The organism is Arthrobacter sp. HLT1-20 (assembly GCF_054510895.1).
In genome coordinates this window covers 15,374-36,656 of sequence record NZ_JBTNDR010000037.1, presented here as the reverse complement: position 1 = coordinate 36,656, position 21,283 = coordinate 15,374, and the positions used below count along the sequence as shown (strand labels likewise).

The following is a 21,283-nucleotide window of genomic DNA, read 5'->3' as shown; positions in this document are numbered from 1 at the left end:
GTTCCCGCCCCCCCCCCCCCCCCCCCCCCCCCCCCCCTCCTCCCCCCCCCGTCACGGCAGTTGGGGAAGCTAGAGGGCTTGGCGGAGCCAGTGCTCCACGCCGCTGATGTGCACCGTCAGCAGGGACTTGGCCAGCTCGGCGTCGCCGCGCTCCAGCGCCTCGATGATGGCCGCGTGCTCCGAGAGCGTCCTGTCAACGGCCTTTTCCTGGGTGAGGCCGCGCCAGATGCGGGCGCGCACGGTGCTGCTGGAGAGCCCGTCCAGAACGCTGGACAGGTAGGAGTTGTTGGCGGCCGTGGCAATCAGTTCGTGGAAGATGAGGTCGTGCTCCACCAGGGACTCAACACTGGTTTCGTCGTTGATGTTCTCCATGGTGGCGCGCAGTGCGGTGATTTGCTCGGGCGTGATGCGCCCGGCGGCCATGGCGGCAGCGGCAGGCTCCAGGATGCGACGGACTTCAAAGATGTCCAGAATGGATTCGTCCTGGTGCAGGTCCACTATGAACGTCATGGCTTCGGTGAGCAGTTTGGGCTCAAGGCTTGTCACATAGGTTCCGTCGCCGCGGCGCACGTCGAGGACCCTGATGATTTCCAGCGCCTTGACGGCTTCGCGCAGGGAGCTGCGGGAAAGCCCCAGCTTCTCGCTGAGTTCCTTTTCCGGCGGCAATCGATCTCCGGCACAGAGCTCCCCGGAGATGATCATTTCCTTGATTTTGGTGATTGCTTCGTCAGTTACGGCCATGACACCAGTCTAATGGTCTGATGTTTATTTGGTCGGGGCAACGCGCTGTTGACGGCACGGCTTGAGTATACAAATTGAGCATACAAAAATGCACCCCCAACAAAGTTGAGGGTGCATTTTTACAGCGGAGACGGGGAGATTTGAACTCCCGGTGGAGTTGTGCCCCACACTTCATTAGCAGTGAAGCCCATTCGGCCGCTCTGGCACGTCTCCAGCACTGGCTAAGGTAGAAGCCCCTAACCAGCATCCCAAACTTTACCCATGAGAGGGCCCTCAATGCAAAACGAGGGCAGGGGTTGGCGGAAATGAAGAAAAATTCCTACAGTCCGCCGGTGAGTGCCCGCCACAAGAATTCGTGCGACGCCGTGTGTAAACGTGCCGCCTGCTCGTTGTTGCCGGCCCCCGCATGGCCGCCCTCCAGCGCCTCATGGAACCACACGTCAATGCCCATGGACTCCATCCGGGCCGCCATCTTGCGTGCCTGCACGGGCCCCACCCGGTCATCGGAGGTTGCCGTCCAAATGAACGTTGCCGGATACCGGACGTCGGAGCGCAGCAGATGGTACGGCGAGAACGTTTTGATGAACTCCCACTGCTCCGGCACGTCGGGGTCGCCGTATTCGGCAATCCAGGACGCGCCTGCCGAAAGCTTCGTGTAGCGGCGCATGTCCAGCAGCGGAACACCGCAGGATACGGCGCCAAAGAGCGTGGGGTAGTGGGTGAGCATGTTGCCCACCAGCAGCCCGCCGTTGCTGCCGCCAGCGCAGCCCAGGTGCGCCGGCAGGGCCACGCCCCGGGCTGACAGGTCGCGGGCCACGGCGGCAAAGTCCTCGTAGGCGCGGTGCCGGTTTTCCTGCAGGGCGGCCGTGTGCCAGCTGGGCCCGTACTCGCCGCCGCCGCGGATGTTCGCCACCACGTACACGCCGCCGCGATCCAGCCACGTCCGGCCCACGGTGCCGCTGTAGGCAGGGGTGCGTGACACTTCAAAGCCGCCGTAGCCACTGAGCAAGGTGGGGTTGGCGCCGTCGAGCACCAGATCCTTGGGCCCCACCTGAAAGTACGGCACGCGGGTGCCGTCCGCCGAGACCGCGAAGTGCTGCTCCACGCTGTACTTCTCCGCCGTGAAGAACGACGGCGCCTCCCGCACCAGCGTGGCCGGCTCCACCGGGGTGCCGGCCGGGTGGGTGCCAAGCCCTGCGGGCAGGGTGCCGCGGTACACGGTGGAGGGGGTGAGGAAGCCCGTGGCAATGAGCCAGTAGTCGTTGCCGGCCTCCGGGTCCTCGGAATCCACGGCATAGGCGTCCACGGAATGCAGCGGCGGGCAGGCGTCAAGTTCCTGCACAGCCCAGTCCGCGGCGGGGTTCAGTACCAGGATTGTGGAGGACACATCCGCCAGCAGGTTCAGCAGCAGGTAGTCCCGGGTCCAGCTCCATGACTGCAGCGACTGGGCCGCCGTGGGGGCAAAGATGGTGCGCAACTCCCGGCTGCCGGCCAGGAAGGCGTCCAGCTCAATGGCCAGCAGGGTGCCGGCGGCATGGACAGCGCCGTCAAGCGCCCAGTCAGTGCGCGGGCGCAGCAGGAGCCACTCGTGGTGCAGCGAAACGTTCATGCTGTCCGGGACGTCGATGTGCACCCAGTCATCGCCCACGCGCAGGTAGCTGCGGCTGTTGAAGAAATCCAGGACGTCGTAGGCAACGTCCCGCTCAAATCCGGGTGTGCTGCTGTGCGAAACCCCTCCGCTGAGGTGGTCCAGGGGGACCGAGAACAGCGGCTCCTTGGCGGCCAGATCGGCCAGGGATTCTCCGCGTCGCAGGATGCGGGTGGCGGCCGGATAGGAGGAAGCCGTCATGGACCCCTCGCCGGTATCGGTCCCCACATACAGGGTGTCGGTGTCGCGCCAGCTCAGGCGCGTCTTGGCAGCGGGCAGCTCGAAGCCGCCCTCCACAAAGTTGCGGCTGGACACATCAAATTCCCTGTAGGCCACAGCGTCGCCGCCGTCGGGGGACAATGCGACCATTGCGCGGCTGTACTCCTGACCGGGTGCCGGGCGCAGCAACGAGGCCCCGGCCCAGAGCCATGGGGTATCCTCCTCGGCACACAGGGCGTCAACGTCCAGCAGGAGCTGCCAATCAGGGGACTCGCTGAGGTAGCTCTCCCAGGTGGTGCGCCGCCAGAGCCCGCGCGGGTTAGCCTCGTCGCGCCAGAAGTTGTAGTACCAATCCCCACGCTTGGACACCATGGGGATCCTGTCCTTGGAGTCCAGGACCTGCAGCACGGATGCCTCAAGTGCCGCATAGCTCGGGGTCAGCAGTGCGGCGTCGGTGCGTGCATTGCGCTCGCGGACCCAGGCCATGGCGGACTCGCCGTGGATGTCCTCCAGCCACAGGTTCTCGTCGTGGGGCTCAGGGGCCATGTTTACAGGTGTCGGTGCTTGCGTCATAGTCCCATCCTAGGCAGCCGCGCGGGCTCCGGTGCACGGTTCCGCCAGCGGCGTTGGGCCTCATCGGTTAAGCTCAAGGAGTGGAATCTATGGGTGTGCAGACTGTGGTTATTGTGGGGGCGGGGCCCCGCGGGACTTCCGTCATGGAACGCCTACTGGCCCAACACGTGAACAAAGAGTCGGCGCAAGAGCTGCACATCCACCTGGTGGATCCCTTTCCGCCAGGTGCCGGGCATGTGTGGCGCACGGGGCAATCGCGGCTGTACTTGATGAACACCCAGAGCTTTTTTCCCACCCTGATTCCCGACCAGGGTGTGGCTGCCCCGCCGCTGGCCGGTGCCACCTTCAATGAATGGCGTGCTGCCCAGCGTGAAACACCTGCGGACATGCTCACGGCTGAAGACAAAGCCGAACTTGCCGCGCTCGCAGCCTCGGGATTCCCCAGCCGCGCCCTCTATGGCCGCTACCTGAGCTGGTGCTTTGAGCAGCTCGTGGACCGGCTCCCCAACAACGTGACACTCACCGTCCACGCCACCGAGGCGAAGCGGGTGGCGAGGGCCCACGAAAACGGTGGGTTCGACGTCGCACTTCTGGACGGGAAAAAGCTGCACGCCCACCAGGTGGTGCTGGCCCTGGGCCATGTGGAGTCGAAGCTCAACCCCGCCCAGCGTGCCCTGCGCGAGGATGCCCGCACCAACGGCCTGACATACCTGCCGCCGGCCGTGCCCAATGACGTGGACTGGGCGCAGCTGCCCGCGGGTGAAACAGTCCTGGTGCGCGGCATGGGACTGAACTTCTTTGACGTTTTGGGCCAGCTCACCGAGGGCCGCGGCGGCACCTTTGAGCCCACCGGGCAGCCGGCCGGCGCGGCGCTGCGGTACGTGCCCTCGGGGCAGGAGCCCGTGATTGTGGGGGCCTCCCGGCGCGGCACCCCGTACCGGGCCAAGGCGGAGCTGCAAAGCTACTATCCGCACAGTGTCACCTTGCGTTTTCTGGGTGAGGACGCGGTGGCCGCCATCAAGGCCATGGGCGCCACGGCCGGTTTTGACCACGACATTTGGCCCCTGCTGCACCGCGACACCCTCTGGGCCTACTACACCACGCTGGCCCGGACGCTTCCTGAAACCGTCTCGGCCCAGTTCCTGCCCGAGCTCGATGCGCTGCTCCATGAAGGGCTCGACGGCGGCGACCCCGGGTGGGTGGCCCGGCTCAAGGAGCTGCTGGCCAGGCATGTCCAGGCCGAGCACATCCTCGATTTGCTGGGCCTTGCCCGGCCGCTGTCCCGGCACCCGCTGCGCACTGGCACCACCCACCGGTTTATCTCGCATGCGCAGATGGACGACGCCGTGCTGGCCTACCTGAGCGCCGATGCCGCCGGCTCGGCCCGCGGCGAGGACGATCCCGTCAAGATGGCCATTGGTGCGCTCAATGCCGGCAGGGCCATCATTAAGTCGCTCGTGGCGGACAAGGGAATCACGCAGGTTTCCTGGCTGGGGGAGCTGCGCGGCTGGTTCGAGGGCTTCGTGGAGGGGTTGGCCAGCGGGCCGCCTGCCGTGCGTATGGAGCAGCTGGCGGCGTTGGTGCGCGCCGGCGTGGTCCACTTTGCTGGCCCCGATCCCGTCTTTAGGATCCAGCACGGGCTGTTTACCGTCGCCTCGCCTTGGGTTGCCGATTCTCCGTGGGAAGCGGGCTACCTGGTGGAGGCGCTGGCCCCGGCTAACCAAATTCAAAGCAGCGACTCTGTTTTGGTGGCCAATTTGCTCGCCGACGGCCTGGCCCGTCCCCGCGTCATGCTCCCGGCCGACGGCGAACCCGTGGTGACCAGCGGCCTGGACGTCTCGGCGCCGCCGTACAGGCCCCTGGACGGCACAGGCGTCCCCGTTGACGGATTGTATGTCTTGGGTCTGCAGCTGTCCTCGGTGCAATGGGGCACTGCCATCGCCGCTGAGGCCTCGGCGAAGTACCGCAGCGGCTACCGCACCGTTCTGGACGCCGACGCGATTGCCGCCGACATCCTGGGCTGACCGCTGACCGCTGACCGCTGACCGCTGACCGCTGACCGCTGACACGACCGCGCCCGCCCCCGCTTTTCGCGCCCGTAGGACGGAACGGGTTCGAAAAGCGGGGACGGGCGCGGTGGATCCGTCTAGTCGCTTGCTAGTGCTTGGTGGCCGCCTTGCGCCGTGATGCCATGGCGACTGCGGCACCGGCACCGAGCAGGACCAGTGCACCGAGTCCCAGGGGAAGCGCGGCGGCGCCCGTGGACGCGAGGTCACCGGAACCGTTGCCGGAGCCCGCACCGTTGCCCGCACCGTTGCCCGCACCCGCGGATGGTGACGTTCCCGGCGTCGTGCTGGTGGAAGGGGACGCGGTGCCGGGTGCGGTGCTGGGCACCGGGGTGCCCGTGCCAGCCGACACCGGGATGGCGATGGGCAGCCTGGCGTACGTTCCGCCGTCGGTGGTGAACGTGAAACGGCCGGCGTTGAGTTGTGCCGGAACCGTGAACGCCAGTGTTGCCGCGCCGTTGGTGACGGGGAAGGTGCCCAGTTCGGCCGGCAGGACCGCACCGGCCAGAACGGCAAAGCCGGTCCCGCCGCCGCTGCCCGAGGGCTCGTAGCGGACCGTGACCTGGGTGGACGCCGTGACTCCCAGTGAGGTCAGGTCCAGCTTGTTCAGGCCAATGCTGACTTTCTGGCCTTCAGCTACAGTGGCCGGGGCATTGACCACGTCCACGCCACGGCGGGAGAAGTCGGGCGCAATGGGCGTGGTAGCAGATTTTTCGCCCAGGTACTTGATCCAGGCGTCCCGGTCGATGAGCCCGGAATCCTTGGTGTTGCTGCCCTGCGTGAAGACACGGAAGTTGTCGCCGCCGGTTGCCAGGAAGCTGAAGGTGCCCACACGGTATGAACGTTTCAGATCCAGCGGCGCACCGTTGATGACCACCGAGGTGATGTGCTCGCCCAGCTTGCGGGACGAATCGTAGGTGTAGTCCACATTGGAGGACAGGCCAAGGTTCAGGAACGGGCGGCTGGGGATGGTGCCGTCCGCGTTGGTCTGCCACTGCTGCTCCAGCATGGTCTTCACCTGGGCGCCCGTGAGCGAGGTGGTCCACAGGTTGTTCACAAACGGCAGCACCGCATTGGCATTCGCGTACGACACCACGCCGTCGTCAAAGCCGGTGTTCTTGTACAGCAGGTCCGCGCGGAGTCCGCCGGGATTGACGACGCCGATCTCGGCTCCGCCTGTCTGCTCGCCCTTGAGGGCGTCCAGGAGGGAGTTGCCCACCAGGTTGCCCAAGGCGGATTCGCTGGCGCGGTCGTCGCGGATGAACTTGCCCGTTACGGGGTCCACCGTCTGCGCGGTGGTGATGTCGGCGGAGATTTTGCCCACCGGGACGCTGCCGGCCACCTTGGCGTCGGCCAGGGCCTTGTCGGTGATGGTCTTGACTGCCGCAACGCGCGGGAACTTGGCCACGAGTTCGGCGTCGTCGTTGGCGGTGCGCGGCACGATGCGTTCGGTGTAAGAGGTCACCTGGTGCGTGGTGCTGTCAACGAACAACTGGATCTGGCCAATGTTCTCCCCGTAGCTGCCGGTTTGCAGGATGGGACGGGTCTTGATGGCCGCGTTGGCCCCGATGCCGGGAATTGGTGCGTCCCAGGCGTACTGCTTGTGCGTGTGGCCGGTGAAGATGGCGTTGACCGAGGCGCTGGTCTGCTCCACGATCTCCTTGAACGCGCCAGCCTGCGCCACTTCCTGCTCCAGGGTGCCGCCGTCGGGCGTGCCGGCCCCGGCCCCTTCGTGGTATTCGGCCACGATGACGTCGGCCAGCTTGCCGTCGGTGATCTTCTTGGCCACCCGGTTCACGGCCTCAACAGGGTTACCAAAGTCCAGCATGGCGACGCCGGAGGGGGTCACCAGGGTGGGTGTTTCTTCGGTGATGGCGCCAATGATGGCAACCTTCACGCCGTTGACTGTGACGATCTTGTACTCGTCCAGGACGGGCGTGCTGGTTCCCTTGGCGTAGACATTCGCCCCAAGATAGTTCCAGGCTGCGGCAGTGCTGACACGGCCGTCCAGGTCAGCATAGCCGCTGTCGAACTCGTGGTTTCCTACCGCGGATGCCTGCAGCTCGAGTGCGTTGAGCACATCAATGGTGGGCTTGTCCTGCTGCGACGCGCAGGCGAACAGGCTGGCGCCAATGTTGTCACCAGCGGACAGGAATGCCGTCTTGCCTGCGCCCGAGGCCGCACGGAGTTGCTCCACCGTGCCGGCAAACTTCACCGTGTTGGCGTCAATCCGGCCGTGGAAGTCATTGATGTTCAGGAGGTTGATCTCCTTGGTGTCCGCCGGCGCGGCATCCAAGTTCAGCCCCACCACCACCGGGTCGTGGTCGGAGGCGGAGTAGTGCGTGGGCTCGTAGAAGTTTGTGACGTTGTAGTTGTGGCGGCTGTAGCCCATGGCTACGGACTCGGCGGAGTTGATGTTCCAGATGTCCGCACCGCTGACCAGCGCCTCCGCGGCCGGGGAAGCCAGGATGTGGTCCAGCGAGCCCACCATGCCGCCGAAGCTGTAGGAGTGCTTGCCGGTCTTGGGGTCCTGGTCCACATAGCCGGCCGCCGTCATGACGTTGATGGGGTCCTCAAAACCGTAGGCGTTGAAGTCGCCCATCAGCAGGACCTTGTCGGTGCCCTGATCCGCCTGCAGCTTGGTGGAGAACGCCACCAGAGCCTTGGCCTGGGCCGTGCGGGCCAGGTTGGAGTTGCCCTGCCCCTGGTCGCTATCGCCGGGAAGGGCTGAGCCCTTGGACTTGAAATGGTTGACAATCAACAGCACCTTGGCAGAGTCTGCTGCGCCGGCCACCTTGAATGACTGTGCCAGCGGCTGGCGGGCAACCCCGGTAAACGCGGCGTCATCCAGGATGACAGATCCGCCCACGGGTGCGGCCACCTTCTTCTTGAAGATGAACGCCGTGCGGATCACGTCCTCGTCCGTCAGCGCGGGGCGCTCGGCAGGGGAACGGACGTAGTCCCACACACCCGGTGCGGCCGCATTCAAGGCGGTGACCAGCTTGGCCAGAGCGTCGTCGCGGTCCAGGCCGAACTTGGCCGAGTTCTCGATTTCCTCCAGCGAGAGCACGTCCGCGCCGGAGGCGTTGATGCCGGCCACGATCTTGTCCTGTTGGCGTTTGAGGTTTACCGCGTCGGCGGCGCCGCGCTGCAGGCAGCCGGTCTTGACGGTCACCTTGTTGCCGGCCCTGTCGGTGTAGAACTGGCAGCCGGCATCCTTGTCCCCTGTGGTGGGGAAGTAGTTCTCCACGTTGAACGAAGCCACTTTCAGGCTTCCGCCAACGTTCTTGGGGGCCGCCGGGCGGTTGTTGCCGAAGCCGATGGGTTGCACGGTCTTGGCGTTGTCCGGGGTCAGTGCCGTCAACGGCTGGAACTTGTAAGAGTTGTTGCGGTTGTCGAAGATGACGGGGGAGCCGAACTCGCCCTTCGCGGACACTCGCATGGGCGTGCCCTGGCTCAGATACGGCAGGGGCATGGCAGCCCCGGCTGCGCTGAGGAAGTTGGTGCTGGCGCCGTCGTCGAGCTTGATGGCGCGGGCGGCGTTCTCGGCAACCTTGGCGGTGTAGGCGGCCGAGCCGTAGGGTGCCACGGCCGTGGGCTGGACCAGCGGGGTGGTTCCGGCGGCCAGGCCAATCTCGCCGTAATTGTTCAGCGAGTAGTTGTCGGTGACTGTGAAGGTCCCCTGTGGTGCCACCAGCATGCCCTCAAGGGACTCCCGCTGGGCATCCGTGGCGGGAAGGCCCACGACGGCGGTCTTGACTTCGGGGGCTGCCTCGGCCAGCGTCACCAGCTTGCCGGCGTCGACGCTGATTTCAGTCAATTTGTTGGCATCTGCGGCGCCGCCAAACTCGGTCACCAGGCCCGTGACCTGGACGTAGTCGCCAATCTTTGCCTCGGCCACAGTGGCCGGGGAGTAGACGAAGACGCCGTCGGAGGCCTTGTGGGTGGCGACGTCAATATCGCCGCCCGTGCCCGGGGTCTGGATGTAGTAGCCGTTGAACCCGCCGGAGGGGTAGCTCGCAGTGACCTTGCCCTTGGTGGTGACAGTGGTGCCCACCAGGGGGCTCGCCGCGCCCTGGCCCTGGATCTCGGCAATGGTCTTGGACCCGGAGTCAACCGGGGGAGCGGGCGGTTCGTCACCGCCGCCGGTCCCGGTGGGCGTGGGGGGCTGCGCCGCGAAGTCGGTGGAATTGTTGTCAGTGTCCGCGAAGCCTGTGCGGTTCAGCGACACCGCCACGGAGGCGGCAGCGGAGGCTGCGGTTTCAAAGGTATTGGAGGAGCCGTAGCCCAGCAGGTCAACAACGCCCGCGGCGCCAATCAGGGATCCGGTGGCCAAATCAGCCGGCAGCTTGGCGGCCTGGTTGGAGAGGATCAGGGTTCCGCCGCCGGCGGCAAAGGCAAAGCCGCTCGAATCGGCGTCGTCGGCAGGCAGGTCCTTGCCCGCGTCGCCGTTGGAATTGCCCTTGATCAGGTAGTGGGCCTTGGCCTTGATGGTGCCGCTCAGCGCCGTCAGGCCCGTGGGTGCCACCTTGCCTGTGGCGGAGCGGTACTGCAGCGACCAGCCGCTGAGGCTAATGTCTGCCCCGGTGGGGTTGTACAGTTCCACAAACTTGTTCTTGTGTGTGGCGTTGGCCGATCCGCCGTTGAGGTAAGCCTCGTTGATGACCACGTGAGGGGCGGCCAGGGCTCCCGGTAGGGCCACAGCGGGGGCGAGCGTGCCGGTTGGGGCGAGTGGCGCCGTCGCACTTTCAGTGGACGTGGCAGCCGCGGTGGATTCGGGGGTTGCCGTGTTGTCTGTGGCCAGGGCGGGTGAAACCGCCAGCGGGGCCAGGGCCAGGCCAAAGGCCAGCACGGCCCCCAGCCCAGCCTTGATGAAGGTGGTGCTCGTCATGTCTCCAACTCTCAAAAGTGTGGCGCTCCCCAGCGCCGTGAGTGATGATGATCCGCAGTTTTCAAGGGTGGAGGACGGCACAAGGCGGCCCCCCAGCCTGCCGCGCGGGAATGTGTTTGAGCCAAACACGTGAATGTGAATCAACCATGAACGGACGGTCTCGGTCAATGAAATATCAGGGTTTTGAGCCGTTTGTGGGCGAAAATGAGTCAAAAGGACAGGGGTGGTTGACGCAAGAGGGCTGTGCCCCCGCCAGGTTCTTTGTGCGGCCACGCGGGGCCGCCAATGCGCCAAAAGGGCAAAGAAAAGGGAAGCAGCCTCGTGATGAGACTGCTTCCCTTCATACGCGCGGAAGGTGCGAGATTCGAACTCGCGGTACGGGGTTACCGCACACTGGTTTTCAAGACCAGCTCCATCGGCCGCTCGGACAACCTTCCTTACCCTAGTAGTGTTTCATAGGCAGGGCTGTGCCACCAAAATGAGCGGCGGCACAACAATGATTCACGGGTACTTGAAGGCGATGGAGAAGGTCATGAAGGCGATTGTTACAACGGGTGCAGGCGGGCCGGAAGTTTTGGCTCTCATCGAGGCGGGCGCTCCGGTGCCGGGCCCCGGCGAGGTGCTCATTGACGTGGTTGCCGCGGGAATCAACCGTGCCGACGTGCAGCAGCGGCGTGGTTTCTATCCGCCGCCGACGGGTGCATCCCACATTCTGGGCCTTGAAGTATCCGGGCGGATATCCGCTTTTGGCCCCAACGTGACCAAGCCGTTCAGCCTGGGCGACAAGGTTGTGGCGTTGCTCACAGGTGGCGGATATGCGGCCCAGGTGGCGGTCCCGGCGGGCCAGGTGCTGCCCCTGCCCGAGGGCGTTGACGTTGTCACGGCCGCCGCACTGCCCGAGGTTGCCGCCACGGTGTATTCAAATCTCTTCATGACGGCGCAACTGCAGGCCGGCGAGACCGTGCTGATCCATGGCGGGGCCGGCGGCGTTGGTGCCATGGCCATTCAGCTAGCCAAGGCCGCTGGGGCCCGGGTTGTGGCCACGGCCGGCAGTGACGAAAAGGCCGCCATGCTCACCGGCTACCTCGGCGCGGACCTGGCCGTCAACTACCGCACCCACGACTTTGTGGAACGGGTCCGCGAATTCACCGGCGGGCAGGGCGCCAACGTGATTCTCGACGTCGTCGGGGCCAAGTACTTGGCGCGCAACATTGACGCACTGGCCACCTACGGCCGCCTGGTGGTCATTGGCCTGCAGGGAGGTGCGACGGCGGAACTCAACCTGGGTGTGCTGCTCACCAAGCGGGCGGCCATTATTGGCACCACGCTGCGGGCCCGCCCGGTGGACGAGAAAACCGCCATCATGGAGGGCGTGCGGGATCACGTCTGGCCGCTCGTGGCCAGCGGTGCCGTCAAGCCCATGGTGGACAAGACGTTCCCGCTCACCCAGGTTGCCGCCGCGCACGAATACTTTGATTCCGGCGCGCACGTGGGAAAGGTGCTGTTGACGCTGTAGACGTACCGGCGCCTGCATTGTGTGGGCCGTTTGGCCAATATGACGCTCCACCGCTTGCTTTGACCATACTCAGTAGCTACATTTGCCATACGCGGTATGCATACCGTTGTCGCGGGGGTTCATTGGGGGCCTCCGCGCCGAGCAAGGGGATTATTGATGTCCATCAAACATTCGTTACTGGCGCTACTGGCGGAAAGCCCGCGCTACGGCTACCAGCTACGCGGCGAGTTCGAGGAGCGGACAGGTTCCACCTGGCCGCTGAACATCGGGCAGGTGTACACCACCCTTGACCGGTTGGAACGCGATGCCCTGGTAGAGAAGGAAGGTGACGACGGCGAAGGTCATGTCATCTACAGCATCACCAGCGCCGGTCGCACCGAGGTGATGGGTTGGTTTGCCCAGCCCGTTGCCGCAACAAATCCGCCGCGCAATGAGTTGGCCATCAAGTTGGCGCTGGCCCTGACACTCACGGACGTTGACGTTTCCGCCGTGGTGCAGGCACAACGCACAGCCTCGATGAAGTTGCTGCAGGACTACACTCGCCAGCGGCGGGCCGCGGCCAGCAACGCCGGCACACAACTTTCCGGCGGGTCCGGCACAGGAGATGCCAACGACGCCGCATGGTTGCTGGTGTTGGACTCACTGATTTTCACCACGGAAGCCGAAGTTCGCTGGCTGGACCACTGCGAAGGGTGGATGGCCAAACGTGCAACGGCTGCCGGTTCCGGCGCCCGAGGGCCTCGACCATCGGCGGCAGGCCCTGTTGCACCGGGGACAGGGAGTGCCGCTGCCGAGACCAAGGCGGTGTCACAGTGAGCAACGAAATTTTGCAGCTGGAAAGCGTCAGCCGGACCTATGGTGAAGGCGCCATGTCCGTGGCGGCTCTGCGCAACGTCAGCCTGACCATTAACGCGGGCGAGTTCGTGGCCGTCATGGGGCCCTCGGGCTCGGGAAAGTCCTCGCTCTTGACGCTTGCCGGGGGCCTGGACAAGGCCAGCAGCGGGGAGATTTTTGTTGAAGGAACCCCCTTGGGTGGGCTCAGCATCAATGAGCTGGCCCGGTTGCGGCGCCGCGCCGTGGGCTACGTTTTCCAGGACTTCAACCTTGTCCCCACACTGACGGCTGCCGAGAACGTTGCCCTGCCCCGGGAACTCGATGGCATTCCTGCCCGCAAGGCCCGCCGCCAAGCCAAGGATGCGCTGCGCCTGGTGGGCATTGAGGATTTGGCTGACAGGTTCATGGACCAAATGTCCGGTGGCCAGCAGCAGAGGGTGGCCATTGCCCGCGCCATTGTGGGCAACCGCCGCCTGATCCTTGCCGATGAGCCCACGGGTGCGCTGGATTCGGCCACGGGTGACGGCATCCTGGAAGTGCTGCGCAGCAGGGCTGAGGCCGGAGCCGCCGTCGTCATGGTCACCCATGAGGCCCGGCATGCGGGTTGGGCGGACAGGGTGGTGTTCCTCAAGGACGGCCGCATTGTTGACGAGGCCGCCTCGCAGCAGGACCCGTCGGTGTTCTTGGCCGGATTGGCCCACTGAGATGCCGCTAGACCTGAAACCCGTCAAGGGCGGCCGGCGGCACCGGCTGCGCCTTGCCCTGACCATGGCCTGGCGGGACATTCGCCGCCACAAGGGGCGTTCGGCGTTGATTGTTGCGTTGATTGCGCTGCCCATCTTCGCCATGTCCTTCGCAGCCACGGCGGGAATGAGCACTCAGGCCACGCCAGCTGAAACCGTCGCCATGGAGCTGGGCCAGACCCAGGGCAGGCTGACGGACATGCAGGCCCAGAATGCCACGTCCATCCAGCGCGTTCAAGGCGATTTGATGTTCGGATTGGGTGGCCCCGGGGCTGAGTCGGACCCCGATTTTGTGGCGACTGCCCCCGCGGATGCGGTGCCGGACGGACTTACGGCCATCCCGTGGCAGTCAACCACCGTTCACACCCCAGTGGGCAAGGCGCAGGTGGAGGTGCCCACCACTGTCACGGATGTGCTCAACCCCGCCTTCAAGGGCAAGTACACGCTGCTCGACGGCGTGGCGCCAGCCTCCGTCAAGGAGGCCTTGGCAACGCGGGGACTATTGGACCGCTTTGATGTGAGAATTGGCGAGGACCTTACGACGTCGGCCGGCACCTTTGAGATTGTCGGCACCATCCGACCCGAGCGCCAGGGTGACGGGGATTCGTACCTGTTCCTCAATGCCAAGCAGATCCCGGCAGCGATGGCGGCGGAACTGAGTCCGGCAGTCGTCTATCTGGCGGGGGACAAGGCGCTGAAATGGGCCGACGCCAAGCACTTTAATGCCCAGGGCATCACGTTGACCTCCCGAAGCCTTCTCCTGAACCCGCCCAGTGAGGCTGAGCTGGGAACTGACGTGCAGACCATGAGCGAAAACTGGCTGCAAGGAGGCCTGGCTACCAGCATGATTCTCATGGGACTCATCGGCGTCCTTGCCCTCATGGAGGTGGGGCTGCTGGCCGGTGCCGCCTTTGCCGTGGGTGCCAGAAAGCAGCAACGCGAGCTGGCCTTGCTGGCCGCATCCGGTGCAGAAAGCTCCATGGTCCGGACAACAGTCACGGCCGGCGGGCTGTGGCTGGGCCTGGCCGGTGGCATGGTGGGAGCAGTGCTGGGCAGCATTGCCGCAGCGGTGCTGGTGCTGGTGCTTCGCGCGCAGGGCAACTCCATGTTCCCGGGATTGCACCTGATGTGGCTGCCAGCCCTTGGCCTGGTCCTCCTGGGAGTTGTGGCGGGCCTCATTGCCGCCGTGGTGCCGGCCCGCGCCGTCGCCAAGCAGGCCACCCTGGCAGCCCTAAAGTCGGGGCGCACGGCCGAGCTGCCGTCCAGGAAGACCAAATGGATAGGGCTGGGCTTTCTGATGCTGGCTGCCATGGCCATGGCAGCCGGGGGCATTCTTAGCTTCTTGGTCCGGGACCGGCGTGACGCTTACATGTGGGTCCCTTTTAATTCCGGACTCATCATTGGCGGCGCCGTGGCCCTGGTTGTTGGATTGATTTTGCTCACGGGGCGAATAGTGGAACTTCTCACCGCCAAGACACAGTGGCTGCCCGTTCCCCTGCGCTTGGCCGCCCGGGATTCGGCTCGCAACCGGGGACGCACAGTTCCGGCTGTTGCAGCGGTGTTGGCGGCGGCCACACTGTCCGGTGCGCTCATGGTGGGCACCGCCAGCCTCATGAAGGACAACAGCAATAACCACCAATGGCTCTACAACCTCAACCAAACAGGTGTGCCCCTTGACTATGAAAAAACCAGGACCACAGACATCGGCGGCGGGGCGCAGAGGGTGGAGTCACAGGGTCTGTCCACCTTGAATCCGGCGGAGGCAACCGCCTTGATGACTGACATATTGGGCCCCGACACCACCTCCCAGGTTCTGCGAGGCACGCAGCGAATGTCCCAGTGTGATCTTGAGCGGCAGGAAATGGCCATGAAAGGCCAAAAGGACGAAGGGGACAAAACAATTCCCTGCCCTAAATGGGCCCTGGCTGAACCGCCCGGGCACCGCTGCGAACTGGCGAACGACTGGAAGCCGATGGATCTGGGGGACTGGCGCTGCACAGGGTCCATGAGTCGGGGCAACAACGGCACCACCATCCCGGGGATGATTGCCGGTGGCGCGGCAGAGCTGACGGCCCTGCTGGGGCGGGCACCGAGCGCAGACGCCCTGCAGACACTGCGTAGTGGCGGGATGGTCATCACCAACAAGATTTACCTCCACCCCGATGGCACAGCCAAGATCATCAGCTATGACCCGGCAGTGCCGGAAAACTGGGAGCAGGCCGAACCCCCGGACGTCACCAGGCAGTTCATGCGCCCGCTCGTGACACCACTGAGTTCAACGTCGCTGCCGGCGGTAGTGGAAGCGCCGAAGAAAAGCCTTGGCTTCTACGGAGTTGTCTCACCGGAAACAGCTGCAAAGCTGGACATGCCTGTCAGTGATCAGACCCTGCTGGTCACTGCACCCAAGAGCCTCAGTCAGGCGGAAACGGACCAGGTTCAATCCGCCATGGCGCCAATTTTGGGTCAATACAACAGTGTCTTCTTTGAAAAAGGCCCGGCCGGCAACATAACGGGCATCCTCTGGCTCATAGTCCTCGGCGGCGCGTTGATCACTCTCAGCGCAGCCGGAATTACTGCCGGTCTGGCGCTCGCCGACGGCCGCAATGACCACGCCACCCTGGCCAGTATTGGGGCGGGCACCCAGCTGCGCAAGGCCATCTCGGGTTCGCAAACACTCATGACTGCCATGCTGGGCACAGCCTTGGGTGTCTTCGCCGGAACCGTGCCCACGGTGGTGGTGCTGTCCATGATGCGCGGATTCCCCATTGTCATCCCATGGCTGCAAATGGCTACGCTGCTGATTCTGGTTCCGCTCTTCGGCGCGGCCGCCGCGTGGTTGCTCACCAGGGGCAAGCTGCCCATGACGCGCAGGCAAACCCTGGTCTGAGCAAAGTGCCGTTCGTCGCGTGAATGCTACCTTTGACAGATTTTCAACCATGACCCGCAGCACATCAGCCGTGTGCTGCGGGTCATACTGCTACCGTCAAAAGGCCGTATTTGATGTCTTAACGTAGGGAAAAACATGACACTGTCGTCACAGAGAGCTGCCGATCCCGGCGATGTTCTTGTCCAGGATCCAGAGTTGCCTCCCGTGGCGGTTGACCTCGACGCTGAGGCAGCAAAGCAAAAGTGGACGCCACTGAAGATTGCCGTCTGGGCCGCCATCGCGCTTCTGGGTGGTGTCGCTTGGGTGGTTTTGGCAGTGGTGCGTGGTGAATCAGTCAACGCCATCTGGTTCGTGTTCGCCGCGGTGTGTACCTACCTCATCGGTTACCGTTTTTACTCCAAGGTCATCGAAAAGTACCTGATACGTCCCAATGACTTGCGGGCCACCCCGGCCGAATACAAGGCCGACGGCAAGGACTACGTTCCTACTGACCGCAACGTTCTCTTCGGTCACCACTTTGCCGCCATTGCCGGTGCGGGCCCACTGGTGGGGCCCATCCTTGCAGCCCAGATGGGTTACCTGCCAGGCACCATCTGGATCATCGTGGGCGTGGTGCTGGCAGGTGCCGTGCAGGACTACCTTGTCCTCTTCTTCTCCATGCGCCGCGGAGGCCGTTCGCTGGGTCAGATGGCGCGTGAGGAGCTGGGTGTCATTGGTGGCACCGCGGCACTCATCGCAACCTTGCTCATCATGATCATCATTGTGGCCATCCTGGCCTTGGTGGTTGTCAACGCACTCGGCGAATCCCCGTGGGGCGTGTTCTCGGTATCAATGACCATCCCGATCGCCTTGTTCATGGGCGTGTACCTGCGCTACCTGCGCCCCGGCAAGGTCATGGAAGTGTCCCTGATCGGCGTCGTCCTGCTGCTGGCAGCCATCGTCGGCGGCGGTATGGTCGCTGCCACGGAGTGGGGCGCGGCCACCTTCCACCTGGACAGGACCACGCTGGCCTGGGCCATCATCGTTTACGGTTTCATTGCCGCAATCCTGCCCGTCTGGCTGCTGCTGGCACCGCGCGATTACCTCTCCACGTTCATGAAGATCGGCACCATCGTCATGCTGGCCGGCTCCATTGTGCTGGTCCGCCCCACCATCAACGTCCCCGCGTTCAGTGAATTTGCCGGCCGCTCCGACGGCCCCGTGTTCTCCGGCTCCCTGTTCCCGTTCCTGTTCGTGACGATCGCCTGTGGCGCACTCTCCGGATTCCACGCCTTGATTGCCTCCGGCACCACACCCAAGCTCATTGAAAAGGAACGCCAAGCCCGCTACATCGGCTACGGCGGCATGCTGATGGAGTCCTTCGTGGCCATCATGGCCCTGGTTGCCGCGCTGTCCATTGACCGCGGCATCTACTTCGCCATGAACTCCTCCGCGGGAGCCACCGGCGGCACCATTGAGGGGGCGGCCGCGTTCGTGAACTCCCTGGGACTCACCGGCGTGCAGGTTGATGCCGCCACGCTCGCCCAAACCGCTGCCGACGTCGGCGAGGAGTCGATCGTGTCCCGCACCGGCGGCGCACCCACCCTCGCCGTCGGCCTGGCCAACATCATGCAACAAGTTGCCGGCGGCAAGGCCATGATGAGCTTCTGGTACCACTTCGCCATCATGTTTGAGGCCCTGTTTATCCTCACGGCCGTCGACGCCGGTACCCGCGTGGCTCGCTTCATGCTCCAGGATTCCATTGGCAACTTCATCCCCAAGTTCAAGGACACGGCCTGGCGTCTGGGCTCGTGGATCACCACTGGCATCATGGTCTCCGGGTGGGGCGCCATCTTGATCATGGGCGTCACCGACCCGCTCGGCGGCATCAACACGCTCTTCCCGCTGTTCGGCATCGCCAACCAGCTCCTGGCCGCCATTGCGCTGGCCGTCTGCCTGACCATCGTTTCCAAGAACACGCACATCAAGTACCTGTGGATGGTGGCACTGCCGCTGGTGTTCGTCACGGTGGTGACGGTGGTGGCGTCCTTCCAGAAGATCTTCTCCACTGTTCCGGCCGTGGGCTACTGGGCGCAGCACACAGCGTTCAAGCAGGCGCTGGCGGATGGCAAAACCACGTTCGGCAACGCCAAGACTGTCGAAGCCATGGAAGCTGTGGTTCGCAATTCGGCCGTTCAAGGCACCTTGTCCATCATCTTTGTGGTGCTGTCCATCATTGTGATTACGACGGCGGTCAGGGTCACCATCCGCTCCATCAAGGCCGGCGGCGGGCCCAGTAAAGAGGATCCGGCCGTGGCATCGCGCATCTTCGCGCCGGCGTCCATGGCAGCCACGCCCACGGAAAAGGCCATTCTGAAGGAATGGGCCGAGTCCGGCAAGCAAACAGTGCGGTCCGGGCACTAGGCATGGAAACGCTGCGCCGGGCGGGCGGCGCCCTGGGCGCCGTCAGCAGGTACCTCAAAAGCGTCCTAGGGGAGGACAGCTATGAGAGATACCTTGACCATCACCGGGCCACCAGCTGCGCCACAACGCCCATGACTCTCAAGGAGTTCTGGCGCGACAAAACCGACCGCCAGGACGCCAATCCGGAGGGTCGCTGCTGCTAGCGCCGCTCTCCCTGCCGCCGAGGGCGTGCCAAAGTGGCGGGGGTGGGTGAAATTTCATGCGCCCCCGCCACTTTGGCACGCCCTCGGGGAATGGTGGGCCTGTTCCTGTTTTCGTGCCCCGAGGGGGAGGGCCTGGGACGGAACACGGGCCTCCGTGAGAGACTTTCACTATGACTGACAAGGCGCACATCCGGGCCAAGGGCTTGGCCGCGGAGGGGAAGATCATGGACAGCATTGCACCCTCCCCGACGGGAGGATTAGTGGGAGACGCCGCGGGTCAACCCCAGGGTTCGGGAACAGCTGACGGGCCGTCCGGCAAGCCCGTCAGTGTCGCCGACATGGTTGACCAGCCCGCCAAGGTGATGCGCATCGGCACCATGGTCAAGCAGCTGCTGGACGAGGTCAAGAGCGCGCCGCTGGATGACGCGGCGCGCGCCCGGCTGGCCGAAATTCATGAGCGGTCCATCGCCGAGCTTGAGGACGGCCTGGCCCCGGAACTGGTGGCAGAACTGCACCGCCTGAGCCTGCCGTTTACGGATGACAAGGCGCCCTCGGACGCAGAACTACGCATCGCCCAGGCCCAGCTGGTGGGCTGGTTGGAAGGACTGTTCCACGGCATCCAGACAGCCTTGGCCGCCCAGGCCATGGCGAACCAGCAGCTTGCCGCCAGGCTGGCCTCGCATCAGCTGCCGCCAGGAACCGTGATTGCACCGGGAGTCGTGGTGGGTGAAAACGGTGAACCGCGCCGCGCACCAGCAGGACACCAAGGTGGGCATGCCGGCGGACCAGACAGTGAGCCAACGCAGGGCGGCCCCGATTCCGGCACGCCCGGACAATACCTCTGACACGCATGCTCAAGGGAATCTTCAGCGTCAACAGGCAGGCCAAACGGGACGATGCCGAGCTGGGCAAGGGTGTGTGGCGGCGCGCCCACGACCGCTTCCGCCGCGGCCTTGACCGCTTCCACCAGATGCTTGAGGGGCTCGCGGAGGCCGCACCGGAGCACGGGGCGGGACCGGAGGCCGCCGGGTCCGCGGCGCAAAACTATGACGCCATGGTCCAGCTGGCCAACAGCCTTGCCGATCTCCTGCCCGAGGTTCGCAGCATCGCCACCCAGGCCCAAACCCTGGGGCCCAGCGAAGGGATGGAGATTCCGGCGGGCAACGGCGGATACCTCAACGATGTGCACAGGGAACTCTCACGCGCCGGCAACGCCCTGGCGGCAACGGCCGAAGCGCTGGCCTTGCTACGCCTGGGCATGGGTCAGCCGTCCGGCGTCGAACGCAAGGCAGAAATTGTGCGCCAGCACGTGCGGCGGGCCCGTGAGCTTCTACACAACAAAACCACTTACTGACAAGTAGAGCGGCTTAGTCACTAAAAATGACGTGAATTCACTTGACCTGCGTCACATTGAGTTGCGCGTAAGGCTAGCCTGCCCTTCTAATGGATTGCGATCAATTTTTGTTCGCTAATTATCTCTACCGCCGAGAGGCCCCCATAATGTTTAGCAAGTTGCAGTTCAGTAAAGCCGCTTTGACCGCGCTGGCTGGAGTTTCCGTTCTGGCACTTGCCGCCTGCAGTGGCGCAGCGGCACCGGCCGAAAGCAAAAGCGCGGCAGGCTCAGCCACTGACGCCATCACCGTCTACAACGCCCAGCACGAGTCCCTGACCCAGGCGTGGGTGGATGAATTCACCAAGGAAACCGGCATCAAGGTCACCCTGCGTCAGGGCAGCGACCTGGAACTGAGCAATCAGATCGTCGCAGAAGGCGCCAAGTCCCCGGCCGATGTGTTCCTGACCGAGAATTCCCCGGCCATGACGCAGGTGGAAAACGCCGGCCTCTTCGCTGACACCAGCGCCAAGGTGCAGGAGCAGGTCCCGGCGCAGTACCGCCCCTCCACGAACAAGTGGGCCGGCATTGCCGCCCGCAGCACCGTTTTTGCCTACGACACCACCAAGCTGAAGGCTGACCAGCTGCCCAAGTCCCTCATGGACCTGGCCGATCCCGCTTGGAAGGGCCGCTGGGCCGCGTCGCCGTCAGGTGCCGACTTCCAGGCCATCGTCTCCGCCATGTTGGAGCTCGAGGGTGAGGAAGCAACGCTGTCCTGGCTGAAGTCCATGAAGGAAAACTTCAAGGCCTACAAGGGCAACAGCACCGCCATGAAGGCAGTCAATGCCGGCGAAGTTGAAGGCGCTGTCATCTACCACTACTACTGGTTCGGCGATCAGAACAAGACCGGCGAGAACTCCAAGAACGTGGCCATGCACTACTTCAAGAATGAAGATCCGGGCGCATTTGTCTCCATCTCCGGCGGCGGCGTTTTGGCCTCCAGCCAGCACCAGGACAATGCCTCGAAGTTCCTGGAGTACGTCACGGGCAAGGCCGGCCAGACCATCCTGCAGACCGGCACCAGCTTCGAGTACCCGGTTGCCTCCGGGGTTGCCGCCAACAGCAAGCTGACCCCGCTGGCTGATCTCCAGGCCCCCAAGATTGACCCCGCCAAGCTGAACTCCGCCAAGGTGACTGAGCTGATGACGCAGGCTGGTCTACTGTAGTTT

13 protein-coding genes and 2 tRNA genes are annotated in these 21,283 nt (G+C 64.4%); 10 read left to right on the top strand and 5 right to left on the bottom strand.

Annotated features, from left to right (window positions below; genetic code table 11):
* Positions 1-69: 69 nt before the first annotated feature.
* The 3 genes from ACX80Q_RS15890 to ACX80Q_RS15880 all read right to left on the bottom strand — a co-directional run bounded on the left by ACX80Q_RS15890 (position 70) and on the right by ACX80Q_RS15880 (position 3,181).
* Positions 70-741, bottom strand: a complete 672-nt coding sequence (locus tag ACX80Q_RS15890; RefSeq protein ID WP_459331501.1) for a FadR/GntR family transcriptional regulator — start codon at positions 739-741, stop codon at positions 70-72.
* A gap of 125 nt (positions 742-866) precedes the next feature.
* A tRNA-Ser gene (locus tag ACX80Q_RS15885) sits at positions 867-954 on the bottom strand.
* A 106-nt stretch (positions 955-1,060) separates the two neighbouring features.
* Positions 1,061-3,181: a prolyl oligopeptidase family serine peptidase gene (locus tag ACX80Q_RS15880; protein WP_459331500.1), complete on the bottom strand. Its 2,121-nt coding sequence runs from the start codon at positions 3,179-3,181 to the stop codon at positions 1,061-1,063.
* 89 nt (positions 3,182-3,270) lie between these two features.
* On the opposite strand from ACX80Q_RS15880, the gene ACX80Q_RS15875 reads away from it, so the two are divergent.
* Positions 3,271-5,205, top strand: a complete 1,935-nt coding sequence (locus ACX80Q_RS15875) for an FAD/NAD(P)-binding protein (RefSeq protein WP_459331499.1) — start codon at positions 3,271-3,273, stop codon at positions 5,203-5,205.
* A gap of 133 nt (positions 5,206-5,338) precedes the next feature.
* On the opposite strand, the gene ACX80Q_RS15870 is transcribed toward ACX80Q_RS15875, so the two are convergent.
* Both ACX80Q_RS15870 and ACX80Q_RS15865 read right to left on the bottom strand, forming a co-directional pair.
* Entirely contained in the window at positions 5,339-10,138 is a 4,800-nt protein-coding gene (locus ACX80Q_RS15870; protein WP_459331498.1) for an ExeM/NucH family extracellular endonuclease, read from the bottom strand.
* Between the two features lie 349 nt (positions 10,139-10,487).
* Positions 10,488-10,575, bottom strand: a tRNA-Ser gene (locus ACX80Q_RS15865).
* A gap of 95 nt (positions 10,576-10,670) precedes the next feature.
* Here ACX80Q_RS15865 and ACX80Q_RS15860 point away from each other — a divergent pair.
* The 9 genes from ACX80Q_RS15860 (at position 10,671) to ACX80Q_RS15820 (ending at position 21,280) form a co-directional block, all read left to right on the top strand.
* The gene (locus ACX80Q_RS15860; protein WP_459331497.1) at positions 10,671-11,654 is read left to right on the top strand and encodes an NAD(P)H-quinone oxidoreductase; all 984 of its coding nucleotides are present in this window, start codon (positions 10,671-10,673) and stop codon (positions 11,652-11,654) included.
* A gap of 156 nt (positions 11,655-11,810) precedes the next feature.
* Positions 11,811-12,470, top strand: coding sequence for a PadR family transcriptional regulator (locus ACX80Q_RS15855; RefSeq protein ID WP_459331496.1), 660 nt, complete (start codon positions 11,811-11,813; stop codon positions 12,468-12,470).
* Positions 12,467-13,192: an ABC transporter ATP-binding protein gene (locus ACX80Q_RS15850; protein ID WP_459331495.1), complete on the top strand. Its 726-nt coding sequence runs from the start codon at positions 12,467-12,469 to the stop codon at positions 13,190-13,192. Before ACX80Q_RS15855 ends, ACX80Q_RS15850 begins: the two co-directional genes overlap by 4 nt.
* A gap of 1 nt (position 13,193) precedes the next feature.
* Complete coding sequence (locus ACX80Q_RS15845) at positions 13,194-16,118, top strand: FtsX-like permease family protein (RefSeq protein WP_459331494.1); 2,925 nt, start codon at positions 13,194-13,196, stop codon at positions 16,116-16,118.
* 135 nt (positions 16,119-16,253) lie between these two features.
* Positions 16,254-18,521 (top strand): carbon starvation CstA family protein, encoded by a 2,268-nt coding sequence (locus ACX80Q_RS15840; RefSeq protein ID WP_459331493.1) that lies wholly within the window; start codon positions 16,254-16,256, stop codon positions 18,519-18,521.
* 2 nt (positions 18,522-18,523) lie between these two features.
* Positions 18,524-18,724 (top strand): YbdD/YjiX family protein, encoded by a 201-nt coding sequence (locus tag ACX80Q_RS15835; RefSeq protein ID WP_459331492.1) that lies wholly within the window; start codon positions 18,524-18,526, stop codon positions 18,722-18,724.
* A 224-nt stretch (positions 18,725-18,948) separates the two neighbouring features.
* The gene (locus ACX80Q_RS15830; RefSeq protein ID WP_459331502.1) at positions 18,949-19,569 is read left to right on the top strand and encodes a bacterial proteasome activator family protein; all 621 of its coding nucleotides are present in this window, start codon (positions 18,949-18,951) and stop codon (positions 19,567-19,569) included.
* Between the two features lie 5 nt (positions 19,570-19,574).
* On the top strand, positions 19,575-20,078 hold the full coding sequence (locus ACX80Q_RS15825; protein ID WP_459331491.1) for a hypothetical protein: 504 nt from the start codon (positions 19,575-19,577) through the stop codon (positions 20,076-20,078).
* Between the two features lie 146 nt (positions 20,079-20,224).
* Entirely contained in the window at positions 20,225-21,280 is a 1,056-nt protein-coding gene (locus tag ACX80Q_RS15820) for an iron ABC transporter substrate-binding protein (RefSeq protein ID WP_459331490.1), read from the top strand.
* Positions 21,281-21,283: the final 3 nt, after the last annotated feature.